The organism is Saprospiraceae bacterium (genome assembly GCA_026129545.1).
Classification (GTDB): Bacteria; Bacteroidota; Bacteroidia; order Chitinophagales; family Saprospiraceae; genus M3007.
Window position 1 is genome coordinate 1,173,119 of sequence record JAHCHX010000001.1, and the last position, 18,503, is coordinate 1,191,621.

At 52.4% G+C, this 18,503-nt stretch carries 8 protein-coding genes; 3 read left to right on the top strand and 5 right to left on the bottom strand.

The annotated features are described in order from the left end of the window. Positions 1–52: 52 nt before the first annotated feature. Both KIS77_04330 and KIS77_04335 read right to left on the bottom strand, forming a co-directional pair. Positions 53–1,084 carry a glycosyltransferase gene (locus KIS77_04330; GenBank protein ID MCW5921547.1) on the bottom strand — a complete coding sequence of 344 codons (1,032 nt, stop codon included), beginning with the start codon at positions 1,082–1,084 and terminating at the stop codon, positions 53–55. A 101-nt stretch (positions 1,085–1,185) separates the two neighbouring features. Beyond that, on the bottom strand, positions 1,186–1,431 hold the full coding sequence (locus tag KIS77_04335) for a T9SS type A sorting domain-containing protein (GenBank protein ID MCW5921548.1): 246 nt from the start codon (positions 1,429–1,431) through the stop codon (positions 1,186–1,188). Positions 1,432–1,675: 244 nt separating this feature from the next. Here KIS77_04335 and KIS77_04340 point away from each other — a divergent pair, with 244 nt between their 5' ends. Further along, the gene (locus tag KIS77_04340) at positions 1,676–2,293 is read left to right on the top strand and encodes a LysE family transporter (protein ID MCW5921549.1); all 618 of its coding nucleotides are present in this window, start codon (positions 1,676–1,678) and stop codon (positions 2,291–2,293) included. On the opposite strand, the gene KIS77_04345 is transcribed toward KIS77_04340, so the two are convergent. The 3 genes from KIS77_04345 to gyrA form a co-directional block, all read right to left on the bottom strand. Further along, positions 2,290–5,289: a PQQ-dependent sugar dehydrogenase gene (locus tag KIS77_04345; GenBank protein ID MCW5921550.1), complete on the bottom strand. Its 3,000-nt coding sequence runs from the start codon at positions 5,287–5,289 to the stop codon at positions 2,290–2,292. The two genes, KIS77_04340 and KIS77_04345, sit on opposite strands and share 4 nt — an antisense overlap. Positions 5,290–5,450: 161 nt before the next feature. After that, positions 5,451–6,776, bottom strand: a complete 1,326-nt coding sequence (locus KIS77_04350; protein ID MCW5921551.1) for a hypothetical protein — start codon at positions 6,774–6,776, stop codon at positions 5,451–5,453. 235 nt (positions 6,777–7,011) lie between these two features. Next, positions 7,012–9,495, bottom strand: a complete 2,484-nt coding sequence (gene gyrA / locus KIS77_04355; GenBank protein MCW5921552.1) for a DNA gyrase subunit A — start codon at positions 9,493–9,495, stop codon at positions 7,012–7,014. A 694-nt stretch (positions 9,496–10,189) separates the two neighbouring features. Between gyrA and KIS77_04360 the strand changes: the two genes are divergently transcribed. Then, on the top strand, positions 10,190–16,102 hold the full coding sequence (locus tag KIS77_04360; GenBank protein MCW5921553.1) for an HYR domain-containing protein: 5,913 nt from the start codon (positions 10,190–10,192) through the stop codon (positions 16,100–16,102). A gap of 245 nt (positions 16,103–16,347) precedes the next feature. Beyond that, a complete protein-coding gene (locus KIS77_04365; protein ID MCW5921554.1) occupies positions 16,348–18,492 on the top strand; it encodes a S9 family peptidase in 2,145 nt (714 codons plus the stop codon). The last annotated feature ends 11 nt before the right edge of the window (positions 18,493–18,503 follow it).

The window sequence follows — 18,503 nt, forward strand, 5'->3', positions numbered from 1 at the left end:
TGTTCCCCTGCATGGTTCGTTCGCTATGGCGGAATACCTTATGGTTTGGAGGTCAATACCGTGCTTTGCCGATTCTTCTCACCCTGTGCACGATAGCTCGAAACACTATCCACCCGTGCGCCAGTAGGGTCAACGGCAGGCCAAAATGCGAGCGCATCACGATAAACCGGTCGCGGAGGCTTTGTCGGTGGCGCTGCTTCGAAATGCCTCCCATCAGGTAGTCGGTGGTGATGAAACCCGTGTAGAGGTTTTCACGACTCTTTTTCAAGATTTTGATGCACCAATCATAGTCGGCGCAGAGGTTGTTTTCAATAAGGGGCGGTGCTATGGAGCGACGCGGTATGAAGGATTGGTGCACCACCAACATTCCGCCGAGAAAGTCGCGCCAACGGAGCTGCGCGGGAAGTTTGCGGGTACTGAGCTCGCTCATGGTGCCAACCGGTCGGCGCGATGCGTCCACGAGCATGGTTTCGCCGTAGAGCACATCGGTTTGGGGAGTGACGAGCGCCGCCATTTTTTCCAGCACATCTGGCGCATGGATGTGGTCGCCACAATTGAGACACCACACGAAATCGCCCGTAGCCACACGCATTCCTTTGTTCATGGCATCATACAGCCCCTTGTCTGGCTCTGACATCCAATGCACGTTGGGCATCGTTTCGGCGAATTCCTGTATGACTTTCAATGAGTTGTCTTTGGAAGCACCGTCCACGAAGATGTATTCGATATGCGGATACGTCTGCCGTCGCACACTTTCCATCGTGCCGGGCAGGTCGGCCTCGCCGTTGTAAACGACGGTGATGACGGAGAAGGTTATTGGTTGTTCGTTGCTGGTTGCTGGTTGTTCGTTGCTCGTTGCTGGTTGTTCGTTGCTGGTTGCTGGTTGTTCGTTGCTGGTTGCTGGTTGTTCGTTGCTCGTTGCTGGTTGTTCGTTGCTCGTTGCTGGTTGTTCGTTGCTGGTTGCTGGTTGTTCGTTGCTCGTTGCTGGTTGCTCGTTGCTGGTTGTTCGTTGCTGGTTGCTCGTTGCTCGTTGTTCGTTGCTCGTTGCTGGTTGCTCGTTGCTGGTTGCTGGTTGCTTGTTCAAGGTGCGATTGGCATTTTTGAATGAACGGCAAATGTACGGCAGAATGATGTTCCGAAAAATCCACCCGTCCTACGGCTCTAAGCCGTAGGACGGGTGACCGCTTACTGCTTCACGAACTTCTTGAAATACAGGGGCTTGCCGCCGACATCGCAACCTATGAGCAAATACAACCCGGCGGGCAAAAACTCGATGTCGAGGCGAGCAACGCTGTTCCCAAGCACCGTTCCATTCGCCATTTTCAAACTGCCCGCAGCATCTAAGATTTTGAAGCTCAAATCCGAAAAGAGGCGGTTTTCGATTTGCAGAAAATCGCTGGCGGGATTCGGCTGAACACGAACGCGTTTCAATGGTGGCTCATCAGTTGATGTGATATACCTCGTGCCGCCAAGTTTTCAGCATGGTTGGAAGGATGAGATCACGTTTACTAAACTTCAAAAGTTTAGTAAACGTTACCCTAGACGATGCTGAAAACTTGGCGGCGCGAGGTATAAGACCATTTGAAGAATAATCTCGCTGCCTTAATAGGTGTTGCTTGAAATATCTTTTACGCGCAGCGCCTAAAAACCTGTTATTTTCCCGCAAAATTCTGAAATGTTCTTATTTGCAGCAGGCATTATATTGAGTTTGCTCGGTTCTTTGCCGCCGGGTATCATTAGCCTTTCTGTGGCGCAAACCGCAATAGAACGAGGGTTTCTCGCTGCCATGTTGTTGGCAGTGGGGGCGGCAGGCGCGGAATTTTTTCAGGCGTGGGCAGCGGTGGCGCTAACGGATTGGTTTTTAAGCGAGCCGACGGCTGAGCGGTGGTTCAAATGGGCAGCCACGCCTGTTTTTTTCAGCTTGGGGGTTTACTTTCTTTTTATTGCAAAAAATCCCAAAACACGCGGTGTGGCGGTGGCAGTCTCGGCAGCGAAACAACTGGGAAAGGGTGTTTTATTGAGCCTTTTCAATCTCTTGGCCGTGCCCTATTGGTTCGTTTACGTCGGCTCCTTGAGGGTTTCGGGTTGGTGGGAGACCGAAAGCCTCACGTCAACGCTTGTGTTCTCGACAGGCGTGACGGTGGGCACCACTGGGGCTTTGGCTTTGTATGCTTGGCTGGGGCAGCTCATGGTGCAGCGCTCGGAGATAGCGGCTCGTCATGCAAACAGAGTCATTGGGTTGATTTTTTTGGGCTTAGGGACACAGCTGTTATACTCGCTTTTGCAGCCCTAACGCACAACCACTACTCTCGCTCGGTAACCGTCGGCCATGACGGAGTAAACCCCATTGCTCGCCCCTGTTAGGTCGAGAATGGCCTCCAATTCGTTTGCCCCAAGTCGTTTTTCCAAAATAAGTTTTCCTCTGCGGCTAAACACTTTTATGTCCATGGCGGAAGCGCCGTGCGCAGGGTGTTTTTTGAATTTAAAAACTCCCTTGCTGGGGTTGGGCGAAATACCCCACGAACGTGGAGAGGAGGTGTCAGGCAGCAAAGTTTGTTTTAAAACAAAGGCGAAGTTCCTTTCTATGTGCTCGCCCTCTTTCAGGGTGAAGATGTCGGAATAGCCCGCCTCATCCAGCCCGAAGCCAGGCAACAATATCTGACTGCTCAGAGGGGGCAATATGTAAAGTTGGTATTCGCCCGAAAGAAGGTGGGTGACTTCGAATCGGCCTTGCGCATCGGTGGTGGCTGCCCCAACGACGTTGTTCGCTTTGTGCAACAGAACAACTGCGGCTTTTTCCAAGAATGGCTCTGTGGGGTCAACCATGTTGTTTCGCAGAGAGTCGAGCCATACAAAACCGCTTATCTTGTTGAAAATCTGTCCTTTGGGTGGATGCAATTGTGATTTGGGTACAATACCCTTCGGCAGTCGGCTACTGCCCCACGAAAGATGCGCCGTAGCGCCCCCGCTTGCTTCAAAATACTCCATACGGACAGGGTAGCGGTGGCCACCTTCGAGAAAAATGGTGCCGCTGTGTTCCGTTTTCGGCTGGTTGGTCCATTGGTCAATCAGCAAAGAGTCATTGACCCACAGTCGCACCCCGTCATCTGTGAAGGCGTAGAAGGTAAGGGTGTCGTCGAAAAAAGGCACGATGTCGCCCGTCCAACGCACGGCAAAAAAATCGTCCGGCACATAGCCTGTTGCTGGCGATTCGATGCCCCATTCAAAGAAGATAGTGGTGTCTATGCGTGTTAACAAAAGTTCTCCATCAAAACCAGCGTAGTAATCATTTATTTTGAAATACTCACCATAGAGGCCTTTACCATTAGAGCGCCGGTATGTTTTGTACTCGGCTTCTATCAATGTTCCGTTTTCTTCCGGGGTCACAAAGGAGAATAAGGTGTGTTTATTTCCATTGTGCCACTGATTGAAAAGCAATATAGAATCGCCTCTAAATTGAATAACGGGTACTGTTGCGTTGCGCTGCATTCCCACCACGCTCAAAAATGTGTATGGAGATAGTCCTTTCAGGCCATCCACGTTTACTTCTATATCCGAAGGTTCTGTTGCGACGGTTATTTCAGATTTATGTGGAAGGACATCTTTCCATATAGTGTTTGACAGTCCCATGCTATCTTTTGCTGTCAAATATACTCGATACCACACATTGTCGGATGGTTCGCCCTCGTCCGACACGATGTAGCTGCCTTCTGTAAGGCCGTTGGTGGGCTGAATGGCTGGGTGAGTGTGGTTGTCATGGTGGAAGTCAATTTTCCACGTCAGCGCAGTGGGGGAAAGGATGCCTTCTTCCGCGTCGTCGGCATAGCCTGAGAATGGGATTTCTTCGCCGGCGCGGTACAGGAATTTGGATTCGGGCAAGGTGATAACCGGGAAGGGGCGCGTGTTGGTGGTGACGCGCAGAAGGGCTGCTGCCGATGTGTCGCTGCTAATACTATTGCTGACAATGCAACGATATGCGGCTGCGCTGTCTTGCAATTGCACGTTTTCAAGAACCAGCGTATTGGAGACTTCGCCAAACAGGGGTTTCCCGTTTTTTTGCCACTGATATTCCAATGGTTTTTGTCCTAACGCAAGCACCTCGAATCTCACCGTGTCACCTACCGTATAGAGGCCGCCTTTGGGATGCGAATAGACGAATGGGGCATTGCTGCCTGTGTAGGCTATTCGCCACAGGCTTCCATTATTGCTGGCTGTATTGTCTTCTTCTGAACCGCCCCCTATGCCAGCACGCGCCAGATAATAAAAATCGCCTTGTGGACTAATGCGGATAGAAACAGGGCGGCTTGCATTAGTGAGTAAATTTTGTTCTCGTTGTCCGGTCAATGGATTTAACACGCCTATGTAACTTGCACAATAATCTGCAAAAAAGAAGCGCCCTTTATATTTGTCTGGGAAAGCGCCGCCTGTTATCGGATAGAATGCAGCACCTACTACCGCACAGCCAAACACATGATGGTAAGCATATAGAGGGTCTTGATAGTTATCCGGCATTGGCGCGTCGCCCTTTTTGCCTTCCACAGTGGGGAAACCATAATCTTTTCCCGCCAGCACCTCGTTGATTTCTTCCCAAACGTCTGTTCCCACATCGCAAAGGAATATGCGACCAGTTTCGGGCTGTACGGCCATGGAAAATGGGTTGCGAAGCCCGGTGGCAAATACGGATTTGTATTTCCCATCCACTATTTCATAAAAGGGGTTGTCATCTGGAATAGAGCCATCGGGGTTGAGACGGAGTATTTTGCCTGAATCGTTGTTGGGGTCGTTGGGTGGGTTAATAGAGCCATTTTCTCCAATAGCGACATAGAGCTTTCCGTCATTGCCAAATACCATAGCGCCACCATGATGCACCGAGCTGACTTTGGCATCGCACTCATACAGCACCTCCTCACTTCCGGGCACCACATAATAGCCCTGTGAACGAACCCTCGACACGCGATTGTGTGCGCCTCCCGGCACGGTATAATAAAGATAGACGAATGGAGAATCGGGATAGTCCGGGTGGAGCGTTATGTGACCCAAACCGCGTTCGTTGTAATCGTCCACAGCCAACTCCATGAAAGGGTCGGGCAGCATCTTTCCATCCTCGACCAATCTAATCGTGCCATTTTTTTCGGTGATGAAAACCAGCCCATTCGGCGCTATGGCCATGTCTGTGGGGTTCAATTCATCCGCGATTTTGTATTGCACAAAACCAAAGGGCAGTTGAGAGGAAGCCGTTGTTGGAATAAAAAGAGCAATGAAAGCGGAAAGCGGTAAAAGGTGTTTCATGTGCGTTGACGGTTGGTGTATTGCGAAATTAGAAAAAAACAAGTGCCTTAAGACGCATTTCTATTGTTTTGGTCTGTTTTTGTCAAAAAAGGAACAAAAAAAAGCGCGAGCCACGCTGAAAATCAGAGCAGCTCGCGCTTGTGGTGGAAGAAGCGGTTTATTTACTTTTTGAAATAGGAGGAGGCGTTTTTCCCGCCGTTTCTGACGGTTTCAAGGCGTTTTTTGAACTCAAGAGAGAGTTCATCCTCCTTGCGGGCGTAGATTTCGTTCAATGCAATGAGGGTGTTCATATCGTTCGGGTCGAGGCTTTCCGCTTTTTGAAAGTAGGGGAGCGACTGGTCGAACAAGGACATGACCTCGTCGCGTGCGGCTTGCAGTTTTTTCAGGCCTGCGGTGGAATAGTCCTCCGGCATTGCGTTCATCTCTTGCGTGCGCACGGCTGCTTTGTTGTAGTAGAGTGCCCCAAGCGAATAGACAGCATCCACGTTTTTTGGGTCTTTTTCTGTAGCCTGCGTGTAGTAAGTTTTTGCTTCTTCGAAGTACTCATTGGCCTTGGCCGTGTTTTTCTCCTTCGACATCGTTTGGTAGAGATTGTCGTACACGTTGCCAAGCGTGACGTAGAGGCCGATGTTGCTCGGCTCTTTTTCGATGGCTTGTTTAAGGCTGCCTGTCAATTCGTCGAGCTTGCCTTTTTTCAGATATGCGTTGATTTCGGAAAAGAGCAGCCCGGTGTCTTCTGGATATTTGGTGCGGCCTTCGGTGAGTATTTTCTGGGCGCCATCCTCGTCGCCCATCTCAAGTTTGAGGGTGTATATGCCATCATAAACCGCTGGCTTGGCCTTTCCTTTGGCGTACAGGCTGTTGTAGTATTTCAATGCGTCCTCGTTGCGCTTGGCTTGCTGTGCCGCGAGCGCGGTGGTGTAAACCATGTTTTCGTACTGGTCGGGGTCGTCAAGCACGCTTTTTTGGCTGCTTGCTTTGAGTATCTCATGTGCTTGAAGTGATGCCTCGAACGATGCGAATGCTTTGTCGAATTGGCCCGCTTCATACTTTGACACGCCGATATTGATAAGGTGGCCTTCCACTTGGCCGAGGCCTTTCACCGCATCGCTCTTTTCATATTTTTTGGCGGTCGGGTTGTTGAAGGCGTTTTTGTAGCCCATGAATGCCTCCAAGGCATCGTTGTCGCCACTGAGGGGGGCATTGGGGTCAACCATGCGCCGAGCCATGTCGCGCTGGAGCATGGTGTTGTACACGTCTCCTTTGGTGAGCCATGCCGAGGCTTGTGCTTGGCCTTCGGGCGTTTGTAGTGCTTGGTCAATTTTTTGTTTGGCCTCCTCCAACTTGGCAGCATTGGTGTTTGGGTCAATGTTGTAAGTGGTGAGGGCTTTGCTTGCTTGTTTGGCGAGTTTTCCGCCGTCGTCCTGTGCTTGGGCGATACCATGAAGCAGCAACAGGCATGATAGTGAGAAAAGGACTTTTTTCATCGTTTTCAACAAAAATTAAGTTTTGAAAAATCGTTTTGTAAAGACGGGTTTAGGGATAAAAGATTTTAAACGGGTGGTTAAAGATAGCCGTTCTCGATTTGTAAAGAGGTGTCATCTTTTGAGGAACGAAAAAGGTGACACCTCGGCCTGTTTTTGAGGTGTCACCTCTCCATGCTTCCGGGATGACACCTCAGAACCCGACAAAGCGAGAATCGCTGGGTTAAAGACGATTAACTCATTCTTCGGAGGGGGATTCTTGGCCATTGCTGTTTTCCACTTCTGCCGATGCCACTACCGCCACGTCGGCAATGTCGTCGCCCTCGTCGAGGCGGATGAGTTTCACGCCTTGTGTGGCGCGACCCATCACGCGCAATTCGTCAGCAGCTGTACGGATGGTGACACCTGATGTGGTCGTAATCATCAGGTCATCAGAATCGGTCACGGTTTTGATGGCAACGAGGTGGCCTGTTTTGCTGGTCACGTTCATCGTTTTGATACCCTTTCCTCCGCGCCCTTGCGTGCGGTACTCATCCAATGCCGAGCGTTTGCCCATGCCTTTTTCGGAGACGACCAGAATGGTGGAGGCGGCATCGGCAGGGTCAATGCAGACCATGCCTACCACCACGTCGTCGTTCGATACCGAAATGCCGCGCACCCCGGCAGCGGTGCGTCCCATTGGGCGCACGTCTTGCTCGTTGAAGCGGATGGCTTTGCCGCTTTGCACGGCGAGGATAATCTCGTTCTTGCCGTTGGTCAGCTTGGCCTCAATCAGCGCGTCGCCTTCATTGATTTCAATAGCATTGATGCCGCCTTGTCGGGGTCTGGAATATGCTTCCAAAAGGGTTTTTTTGATTTGACCGCGCTTGGTGCAAAACACGATGTAGTGATTGTTGATAAACGCCTCGTCGTCGAGTTTTTTCACTATGATGAAAGCACGAATTTTATCCTCTTTGGGGATGTTCAGCAGGTTCTGAATCACGCGGCCTTGGCCCACTCTTGTGCCTTCCGGGATTTCGTACACCTTTAGCCAAAAACAGCGGCCACTTTCTGTGAAAAGCAGCAGGGTGTTGTGATTGGTGGCGGTGAACATGTGTTCCACAAAATCCTCGTCGCGGGTGCGAACGCCTTGAGCGCCACGTCCCCCTCGGCCTTGGGCGCGATATTCTGAAATAGGTGTCCGCTTGATGTAGCCTGCGTGGCTAATGGTAATCACAACCTCCTCGTCCTCAATCAAATCCTCCATGTTGATTTCTGCCTCGTCTATCTCGATGGCGGTGCGCCGTTCGTCGCCGAAACGCTCTCTGATTTCCAACGTTTCGGATTTGATGATGCCGCGCCGCAAACCTTCATCGGCCAGAATTGCTTTCAGCTCGGCGATTTTTTTCATCAATTCTTCATATTCCAGCTTCACTTTGTCGCGCTCCAATCCCGTGAGCTGCTGAAGACGCATGGCAAGGATCGCTTTGGCCTGTATTTCGGTGAGGCCGAATTGAGCCATCAGCCCTTCGCGGGCTTCATCTGCATCTTTGGAGGCGCGAATGAGCGCAATGACTTCATCCAGATGGTCGAGTGCGATGAGCAACCCTTCGAGGATATGGGCGCGCTCCTCTGCTTTGCGGAGCTCGTATTGGGTGCGGCGGATAATGACGTCAAGGCGGAATTTGATGAACTCGTCAATCTGCTCCTTCAAGTTCAGGGTTCGAGGCCGCCCGTTCACCAAAGCGATATTGTTGATGCCGTAAGAGGTTTGGAGCGGGGTCAATTTGAAGAGCTGGCTAAGCACCACGTTGGCCGCCGCGTCGCGTTTGATTTCGATGACCATGCGCACTCCCTCTCGGTTGGAAGTGTCGTAAGCATCAGAAATGCCGAGAATCTTTTTCTCATTGACCAATTCCGCGATTTTGGCGAGCAACAGTGCCTTGTTAACTTGATATGGCACCTCAGTCACGATGATGCTTTCTCGCCCCTTGTCGTCCACTTCAATTTCGGTTTTGGCACGCACGACCACGCGTCCGCGCCCCGTGCGATAGCCTTCTTTCACTCCGCTGAGGCCATATATAATGCCACCTGTGGGGAAGTCGGGGGCCTTCACATAGTGCATCAATTCTTCGACATCAATATCAGGATTGTCCACTGCCGCAATGATGGCATCGCACACTTCGGTAAGATTGTGGGGCATCATGTTGGTGGCCATGCCTACCGCGATGCCCGATGCCCCGTTGACGAGCAGATTGGGGAATTTGGTGGGCATGACGCTCGGCTCTTCGAGCGAGTCGTCGAAGTTGAGTTGAAAATCAACGGTTTCTTTGTCAATGTCGCCCACGATTTCATCGGCTACGCGGCGGAGGCGGGCTTCCGTGTAACGCATGGCTGCCGGGGAGTCGCCGTCCATAGAGCCAAAGTTGCCTTGCCCATCAACGAGTGGATAACGAAGGCTCCACTCCTGTGCCATACGCACCATCGTGTCGTACACGGAGCCGTCGCCGTGTGGGTGATATTTGCCAAGCACTTCACCGACGATACGGGCGGATTTTTTGTAAGGCTTATTGTAGCTAAGCCCTAGGTCCAGCATGCCGTAAAGAACGCGGCGATGCACGGGCTTGAGGCCGTCGCGCACATCGGGCAGGGCGCGGCTGACAATCACGGACATGGAATAGTCAATGTACGCGACTTTGAGTTCTTCTTCGATGTTGATGGAAATGATTCTCGAATCTTGCATCTCTTGCGTTTGGCGGCGGACGATTGGCGGTGAACGGGTCGTTGAGAGTTGGGAAATTTGAGCGTTTGAGTGTCACATTCATCAACCGTCCGCCCTGAACCGTTCACCGTTGAAAAGGTGCGCGAAGGTACGAAGATTGGAGATTTTTAAAGTTTCCTTACCTGATAATTTGCGAGGACATTGCTAACGGCAGAGCAAACCGAGCGATATACGTCACCTGTTTGACAAATCTTCGATTTTCGTTTGGAAGGTCGACAAGCGGCTCTACTTTTGAGAAACTTTTTTCTCTCCGCTTAATCTTTTGCCCTCCTTATCCCTTTGGCAGCACCGTGCTGCATCCATGAGCATTATCATATCCTATTGAGGCCGATTCGCACATCTTGTTGGCTTGGGCAAATGCCCATGCGCGATGTGCGCTAATGCGCTTTTTGCCGATTACACATTCAAGTTGGGTTCTTCCGATTCGCTCCCTTCCAACCTCCTCTTTGAGGGAGCGGGGGGCAATGGTTGTTTTGTTTGTATTAATGTGCTTCGGCATTCATTTAACCTTTTCAATCTTTTACCAAAATCTTTTTCACTTATGAGGAGTTTGACAAATCTTCATTCAACGGTGAGGCGAAGGCTAACGCTTCTTTCGTTTTTGCTGTTGGCAACGGCGTTTGTCTGTTTGAATGCCCAAACAGCAAATACTTATGTGTTCACCACGTCAACGGGGGCAACACTTGACCCCATGGCTGGCGCTGCGGTAGCAGTAGGTCCAAATGTGGACGACACGCCATCTGGATTGTTGGACATTGGGTTTAACTTCGTTTATGAAACGACTACCTACACCCAATTTTCAGTTTCACCGGATGGTTTCATCAAACTGGGAGCGCCAGCTGCCGTTTCCCAATTTACAAATAGTATTGTAAGCACCACAAACATCCCCAAACTCTTCCCGTTTTGGGACGACTTGGCTACTGGCACCACAGGCAGCGTTTCTTATGTGGTCACTGGTAGTGCTCCGAACAGGGTGTTGAAGATTCAGTGGTTTGTGACTATCCCACGAAACACTGTCGGTGCTGCAAACAGTACTATGCAAGCTTGGTTGTACGAAACGACTAACGTAATTGAGTTCCGTTTTGAAAACGTTGGTGGCGCGACTGCCTCGGCATCAGTAGGTATCAACGGCACTACTGCAACCAATTTTCACAGCATAACCACCACAACACACACGACTAGCACCGTAACTGCGAACAACGCCAACACTGCATGGCCCGGTGTTGGCAGGATGTATACTTTCACGCCACCTGCTCAGTGCGCTGGCACACCAGATGGCGGTGTAACGCAGTCTTCTGCCAATCCTGCTTGTTCGGGCGTGAACTTTACCCTTAGCTTAAGCGGCAACACGCAAGGCTTGGGCATCACCTACCAATGGCAGTCGTCCTCCGATGGAGTGAACTTCTCCAATATCGGGGGTGCCACTTCTTCCACGTTGACAATAAATCAGACAACGGCTACTTGGTATCATTGTGTGGTAACTTGCACCAATAGTGGATTGTCGGCCAACTCTACGGATTTGTTTATTGACATGGCATTGCCCACACAATGCTACTGCACACCGATTTATACCTCCGGGTGCGGCTCCAGCGACCGTATTGACAAAGTTACTTTTGGCGCATTGGTAAATCCCGCAGTGGGCAACTCAGGTTGCACCAACGGGAGCGCGTTGGGCTACACGCAATACCTTTCTGGATTGCCGATTCCCAACCTCGCAATCGGGCAGACCTATCCCATCAGTGTATTGGTAGGCCCGGGTGGCACCGAACACGTCAGAATCTTCATTGACTTCAACCAAGATGGCGACTTCTTCGATGCCGGGGAGGATACCTATATTGGTTCGGGCAATGGCGTTACCATCAACGGTAATATCACGGTGCCTGCTGGTGCCCTGACTGGTCAGACGCGCATGCGAGTGCGTGTGGTGTTCAACACTAGTGTATTCGGCCCTTGTACCAGCCATAGCTTCGGCGAAGCAGAGGATTACCTAGTGAACATTGTGGCGCCGCCTTCCTGCCTTGCAGGGCCTAACTCGCCAGCGAATGGCAGCTCGGATTGCCCCGGTGCCACCACGCTCTCTTGGCCTGTAGCTCCTAATGCAACGAGCTACGATGTGTATTTCGGCAATTCGCCCAATCCGCCTTTGGTAGCAAACACGGCAGGCACTACATATAATGCAGGTACGCTGGGTTTGGGCACATACTACTGGAAAATAGTGCCGAAAAACGACGCGGGCGAAGCTACTGGCTGCCCAGAATGGTCTTTCTCCAAGGCGGACGGCCAAGCACCCGTCATCACGAATTGTGGCAGCGACCAAACGCTGTTTGCGAACGCAAACTGCCAAGCCACTTTAGGTAATTATACTGGCAACGTCACCTATATGGACAACTGCCCAGGTGCCGCCAATGTGACGCAAAGCCCGATAGCAGGCACGACCATTTCGAGCAATACGATAGTCACGTTCACGGTGACTGACCTTGCTGGAAACTCTGCCCAGTGCTCTATCAATGTGTTCCTGCAAGACGATTCCGCACCGACCATCAACTGCCCTTCGGTAGTGGAAGTGGGTACTTCGAGCTCTTCTTGCGATGGCATTGCCACATTCAATGTGACTGCCACGGACAACTGCGATAACAACGTGCAAATCACACAGACTAGCGGCCCAGCAAGTGGTTCTGTCTTCCCATTGGGCACCACTACTGTTAGCTTCAGCGCACAGGATGACTCGGGGAATAGCGCCAATTGCTCATTCAACGTTGTTGTTTCCGACGACGATGCACCCGTTATTTCAGTTTGCCCACCGGATGTTTCTGTTTCAACGGATGATAATTGCGAGGCTATCACGGCAGATTATACTGGCCTGGTGGTAGCAAGCGACAACTGCGACCCCAACCCAATCGTCACGCAAGACCCTCCTCCGGGTGGCGTGAGCGCAGGTTTTTTGACCATTGTTATGACCGTGACTGACAACGCAGGCAATGCAACGACTTGCTCGTTCCAAACAACTGCCGACGACGACATTCCACCTACGATTTCTTGCCCCGGGGCCCAGTATTTTGATGCGGATGATGATTGCCAAACACCCCTTCCAGATTTCACTGACCTTGCAAATGCAAGCGACAACTGTGGCGGTTTCATCGTGACGCAAAGCCCTGCTCCCGGCACGGAGGTTGGTTTTGGCCAAACACTAGTCACCCTTACTGTGTCAGATGGCCCCGGTCTTACGGCATCTTGCGTCATGGAAGCATACGCTGTGGATGTCACGCCGCCCGTCCTGACCTGCCCGGACAACATCGTGGTTGACACCGACCCGAACACCTGCACAGCAGTTGTGATGTTCATGTGTGCTGTTGCTCCAGACAACTGCTCCGGCTCCGCAAACCCTGAGCAGAATCTAGGTCTTCCCGCCGGCTCGGCCTTCCCGCTTGGCGTGAACGTGGTTGGATTCCAAGCCACTGATGCATCTGGCAACACGGCATACTGCACCTTCACCATCACGGTGGTGGACAACGACCCGCCGTATCTCTCTTGCCCATTTGACATCGTTGTTGACACCGACCCAGGCCTCTGCTCCGCAGTAGTCAATTGGTCAACCCCGACGACACACGACAACTGCGGCGACCCGACCCTGGCGCAAACCGGAGGTCTGCCAAACGGCTCTGCTTTCCCGAAAGGTGTGTCGGTCATCTCTTACTCGTCCACCGACGACGCAGGGAACGTGACCACTTGCAGCTTCAGCATCACAGTGGAAGACAACGAGTTGCCTGTCATCACTTGCCCGGCCAACATCGTGGTGGGCAACACCCTGAACCAGTGCGGTGCCATCGTGAACTACCCCGCCCCGACGTTCAGTGACAACTGCCCAGGTGCCAGCATCGTGCTGGTGAGCGGCCTTCCGAGCGGCTCCTTCTTCCCAGTGGGAACCACCACCAATGTCTGGCGCGTCACCGATGCTTCCGGCAACTCCGCGACCTGTAGCTTCACCGTGACGGTGAACGACGTACAGCCGCCTACCATCACATGCCCGGCTAACATCGTTCGCAACAACGACCCCAATCAGTGTGGGGCAATCGTGACCTACGCGACTCCGACATTCAGCGACAACTGCCCGGGTGTTACTATTGAGCAAATCGCCGGCTTGCCAAGTGGCTCTTTCTTCCCGGTAGGCACTACCACCAACGTGTTCAAGGCTACCGACGCAGCGGGCAATATGTCCACCTGTAGCTTCACCGTGACGGTGAACGACGTACAGCCGCCCGTGTTCAACAATTGCCCCGGCAACATTACGGTGTCTAATGACCCTGGCGTATGCGGCGCGGTCGTCACTTGGCCAAAAATCACGGCTTCCGACAACTGCCCGGGCGTGGTGGTCACTTTTGTGAGCGGCATGGCAAGCGGCGCCCTGTTCGACGTGGGCATCACGACGGTCATCTACAAAGCCACCGATGCATCCGGCAACATGGCAACTTGCAGCTTCAACGTCATTGTGCTTGACAACGAAGACCCGTCCATCACTTGCCCAGCCAACATCGTGCGCAACAATGACTGGAACAAATGCTCTGCCACCGTAACCTTCTTGGGAACACCTGTCACTGCCGACAATTGCGGCGTGGCGAGCGTGACCAACAATGCTGTTGGCAACGTGTATCCGGTTGGTGTGACCACCGTCACATGGACCGTGGTTGACGGAGCGGGCAACGATGCCACTTGCCAGCAGACCATCACAGTGATTGACTACCAGCCGCCGCACGTTGTGTGCCCAGCGGACATATACACGGTAAACGACCCGAACCTGCCCTGTCAGGCCTATGTGGAATACGAAGCAACTGCTACTGACAACTGCCCCGGCGTAGTCATCACTTACAGTGAATGGCCACCCTCCGACAACGGCTACTTCTCCATCGGTACCACGATGGTGATGGTAACAGCCACCGACGCGGCTGGCAACGAGGACAACTGTATGTTCAACATCGTGGTCAGCCCAGCCCCAGAGATTTGCAACGGCCTCGACGACGACTGCGACGGCTTCATTGACGAGGACGACGACGCTTGGAAACAAGTGGACAAGCAATTGGCCAGCAACGGCAAGGCAGGCGACCTTTATGGCAACAGCGTAGCCGTGTATGGTAATTATGCAGTAGTCGGCGCGAAAAACGCCGATGGCAAAGGTCAGAACTCAGGCATGGCTTATGTGCTTTACAGCAACGAGGTCAGCCCTGACGACTGGCAGGAAGTCGCCGTGCTCGACCCATCGGGCGTGAAGGCCGACGACAACTTTGGCGCAAGTGTGGCCATCCACTCCGACCTCATCGTGGTGGGTGCGCCCAACGACGACGACCTTGGCACAGATGCTGGCGCCGCCTACGTTTTTGCGAGAAACAGCAATGGCGTATGGAACATGGTCACAAAAATCAGGGCATCTGATGGCTTTGCGGGCGACAACTTCGGCACTGCCGTCAGCATAAGCGGCGACCGGATACTCGTGGGCGCAAGCCTGAACGACGAGAAGGGCCAGAACGCTGGTGCGGCTTACCTCTTTGGCCGCCATGTTGGTGGTACCAACAACTGGGGCGAGATGACCAAAATCACCGCCAATGGCCTTCAAGCAGGCGATATGTTTGGAGCAAGCCTCAAAATTGACGGTGACTATGCCATCATAGGCGCACACCTCGACGACGCAAAAGGCACGAACGCTGGCGCGGCATACATCTTCCACAAAGACCAAGGCGGCGCGAACGCTTGGGGCGAAGCGAAGAAACTGACGGCCAACGACGGCAAGAGCCTCGACAACTTCGGCAACAGCGTGAGCATCAGCGGCGACCATGTCATCGTAGGCGCTCCGCTCCACGACCTGCGCGGCTCGAACGCTGGCGCAGCCTACGTCTTCGAACGCAATCACGGCGGCCTCAACAACTGGGGCCAAGTGTCCCGCCTGCTCGCCGACGACGGCGCGGCCCACCATCAGTTGGGCTACGCGGTGGCGGTCAACGGCAACTACGCAGTGGCTGGCGCACGCTTCAACAACCACAAAGGCTCCAACTCCGGCGCCATCTATGTGTGGCAGCGTCAGGTCAACGGCGTTTGGGAAAACGTGGCCAAACTGTTTGATTATCAAGGCGACAAGAACGACCAGTTCGGTACTTCGCTCGACGTGTTCAACCGCGTCATCATCGTCGGCGCACTGCGCGACGATGTGGCTGGCAAGGCCGACCAAGGCTCGGTGAGCTTCTTCTCTGCTGGCTGCGACGACGACGATAAAGGCTTCATCGGCAACCCGTCGGACAACGTGGTGCCGGGCGTGAAAAAGGTTGGCGCATTTGAGGTGCGAGCCTTCCCGCAGCCCTTTAGCGACGTGCTGAACATCGAGGTCAACATGAAATCTGCCGCCGACACGCGCGTGGTGGTGTGGAACGCCTACGGTCAGGAAGTGGCTACCATCCACAACGGCGTGCTCGAGGGTACGACCATCCTGCGCTGGAACGCCGAGGGCATCGCCTCCGGTGCATACTTCCTGCGCGTGGAGGCTGACAACGAGACGGATGTGAGGTCCATTCTCCTCGTTCGTTGATTCCGCTCGGTTTTGGCCCCAAAAAACTTGGCCGCTCTCCTTCCGGGAGGGCGGCCTTTTTTATGCCTTGATTTGCCAGGATTTGTCAAACGCCCATGACTGATGTTCTTGATTTTGAGCATATTGTGCTTTTAGTCACGCCCAAAACTTGACGGCGCGAAGCATATTTCATAATTTGCTCGTTATTTCACCCCCTAAAATAACTTATCATGAAACAATACCCTCTTTTGCTATGGGCGCTGCTTATGCTCCTTAGTGCCTGCAAACAAAAAAACAGTTCCAACTCAAACACCTCAATTGTTGTGCAACCATCTGTTTTTAAACCAGAACAATACACTGCCCCACGCCCCGAGCAAAAACCCAAAACCCTCACCACGCCATGGGGTGACACGCGCTTTGACGAATACTATTGGCTCAACGAACGCGACAACCCCGCCGTGACAGCGTATCTGGAGGCTGAAAACCGCTACGCGGATTCAGTGCTTTCGCCGGTAAAAGGGCTTCGTGAAAAATTGTTTGCCGAATTAAAAGCCCGCATCAAGGAAGATGACTCGTCAGTGCCGTATTTTAAAAATGGCTACTGGTATCTCACCCGCTTCGAAGCAGGCAAAGAGTACCCTGTTTTTTGTCGAAAAAAAGAAACGCTGGAAGCCACAGAGGAAATTCTCGTGGACGTGAACGAGCTCGCAAAAGGCAAACCCTATTGCCAAGTGGGTGCCCTGAGAATCAGCCCCGACAACCGACTCATCGCCTATTCGGTGGATTATTCGGGGCGCAACCTTTTCAAGATTTTTTTCAAAAATTTGGAAAACGGTGAAGTGCTTGCCGATTCATTTGACATCGGAGGCGTCTTTCACTGGGCCAACGACTCCAAAACTATTCTCTACGACACCAAAGACAAAATCACTTTGCGAAACGACAAAATCTGGCGACACCAACTCGGCACCGACCACAAAAAAGACGTGTTGATGTACGAGGAAAAAGACGTGACACAATATGCCTATCTCGGCAAATCGAAATCGGAACAGTATTTTTTCATCAATTCCGCCTACACCCAGACGGTGGAAGTGCATTATTTGGACGCCAACAACCCAACAGGACAGTTCAAATCGGTACGCCCCCGCGAGCGAGATTTTTTCTACACGCTCGAACATCATGCAGACAAGTTCATCATCCGCACCAACTGGAACGCCAAGAACTTTCGCATCATGGAAGCCCCCGTTGGCGACCCTCGCCGCGAAAATTGGGTGGATGTGTTGCCGCACCGCGACGATATTTTGATTAGCGATTTCACGGTGTTTAAAAATCATCTCGTGACGGAGGAGCGAAAAGGGGGATTGGGACAGATTCACATCGTCCGTTGGGCCGACAAGGCTGACCACTACATCGAAACTGGCGAGCCGACCTATGGCTGTGGGCTGGAAAACAACCCCGAATTTGACACCCAAACGCTGCGCTATGTCTTCAATTCGATGAAAACACCCGCCACCGTGATTGACTACGATATGGAAACCCGCGCTAAGACGGTAAAAAAGGTGATGCCTGTGCTCGGTGGTTTTGACTCCAACAACTACGAAACGGAGTTTGTATGGGCCACCGCCCGCGACGGGGTGAAGGTGCCTATTTCTATTCTCTACAAAAAAGGCTTCAAACGCGACGGCTCCGCACCATGCCACCTCACAGGCTATGGCAGCTACGGATATTCTTATGACCCTTACTTCAACCGCGACAAAATCAGCCTTGTGGACAGAGGCTTTGTGGTCGCGATTGCCCACATACGCGGAGGCATGGAAATGGGCTACCAATGGTACGAAAACGGTAAGATGTTCAACAAAATGAACACTTTCACGGACTTCATTGACTGCGCCGAGCATCTGGCGAAAGAAAAATACACTTCGTCCGACAGGCTTTTTGCCGAAGGACGCTCGGCGGGCGGCTTGCTCATGGGCGCTGTGGCGAATCTGCGCCCAGACTTGTTCAAAGGCATCATCTCCGGCGTGCCGTTTGTGGATGTCGTGACCACTATGAGCGACGAGAGCATTCCGTTGACCACTGGCGAATACACGGAATGGGGCAACCCCAACATCAAGGAGCAATATGAGTATATGCTGTCCTACTCGCCCTATGACAACCTAAAGAAAGCAAACTATCCCAACCTGCTGATTCTCACATCGTTTGCCGATTCGCAGGTACAGTATTTTGAACCCGCCAAATATGTCGCTCGCTTGCGGGATTTGAAGACCGACAACAATGTCTTACTTTTCAAAACCAATATGACCGGCTCGCACGGCGGCTCGTCGGGGCGATTCAAACGCTTGGAGGAACGGGCACTGGAATATGCCTGGATGATGGGGCTTTTGGGCATGACAGGAGAGGAAATTAGGCAGTGACAATTCGCTAA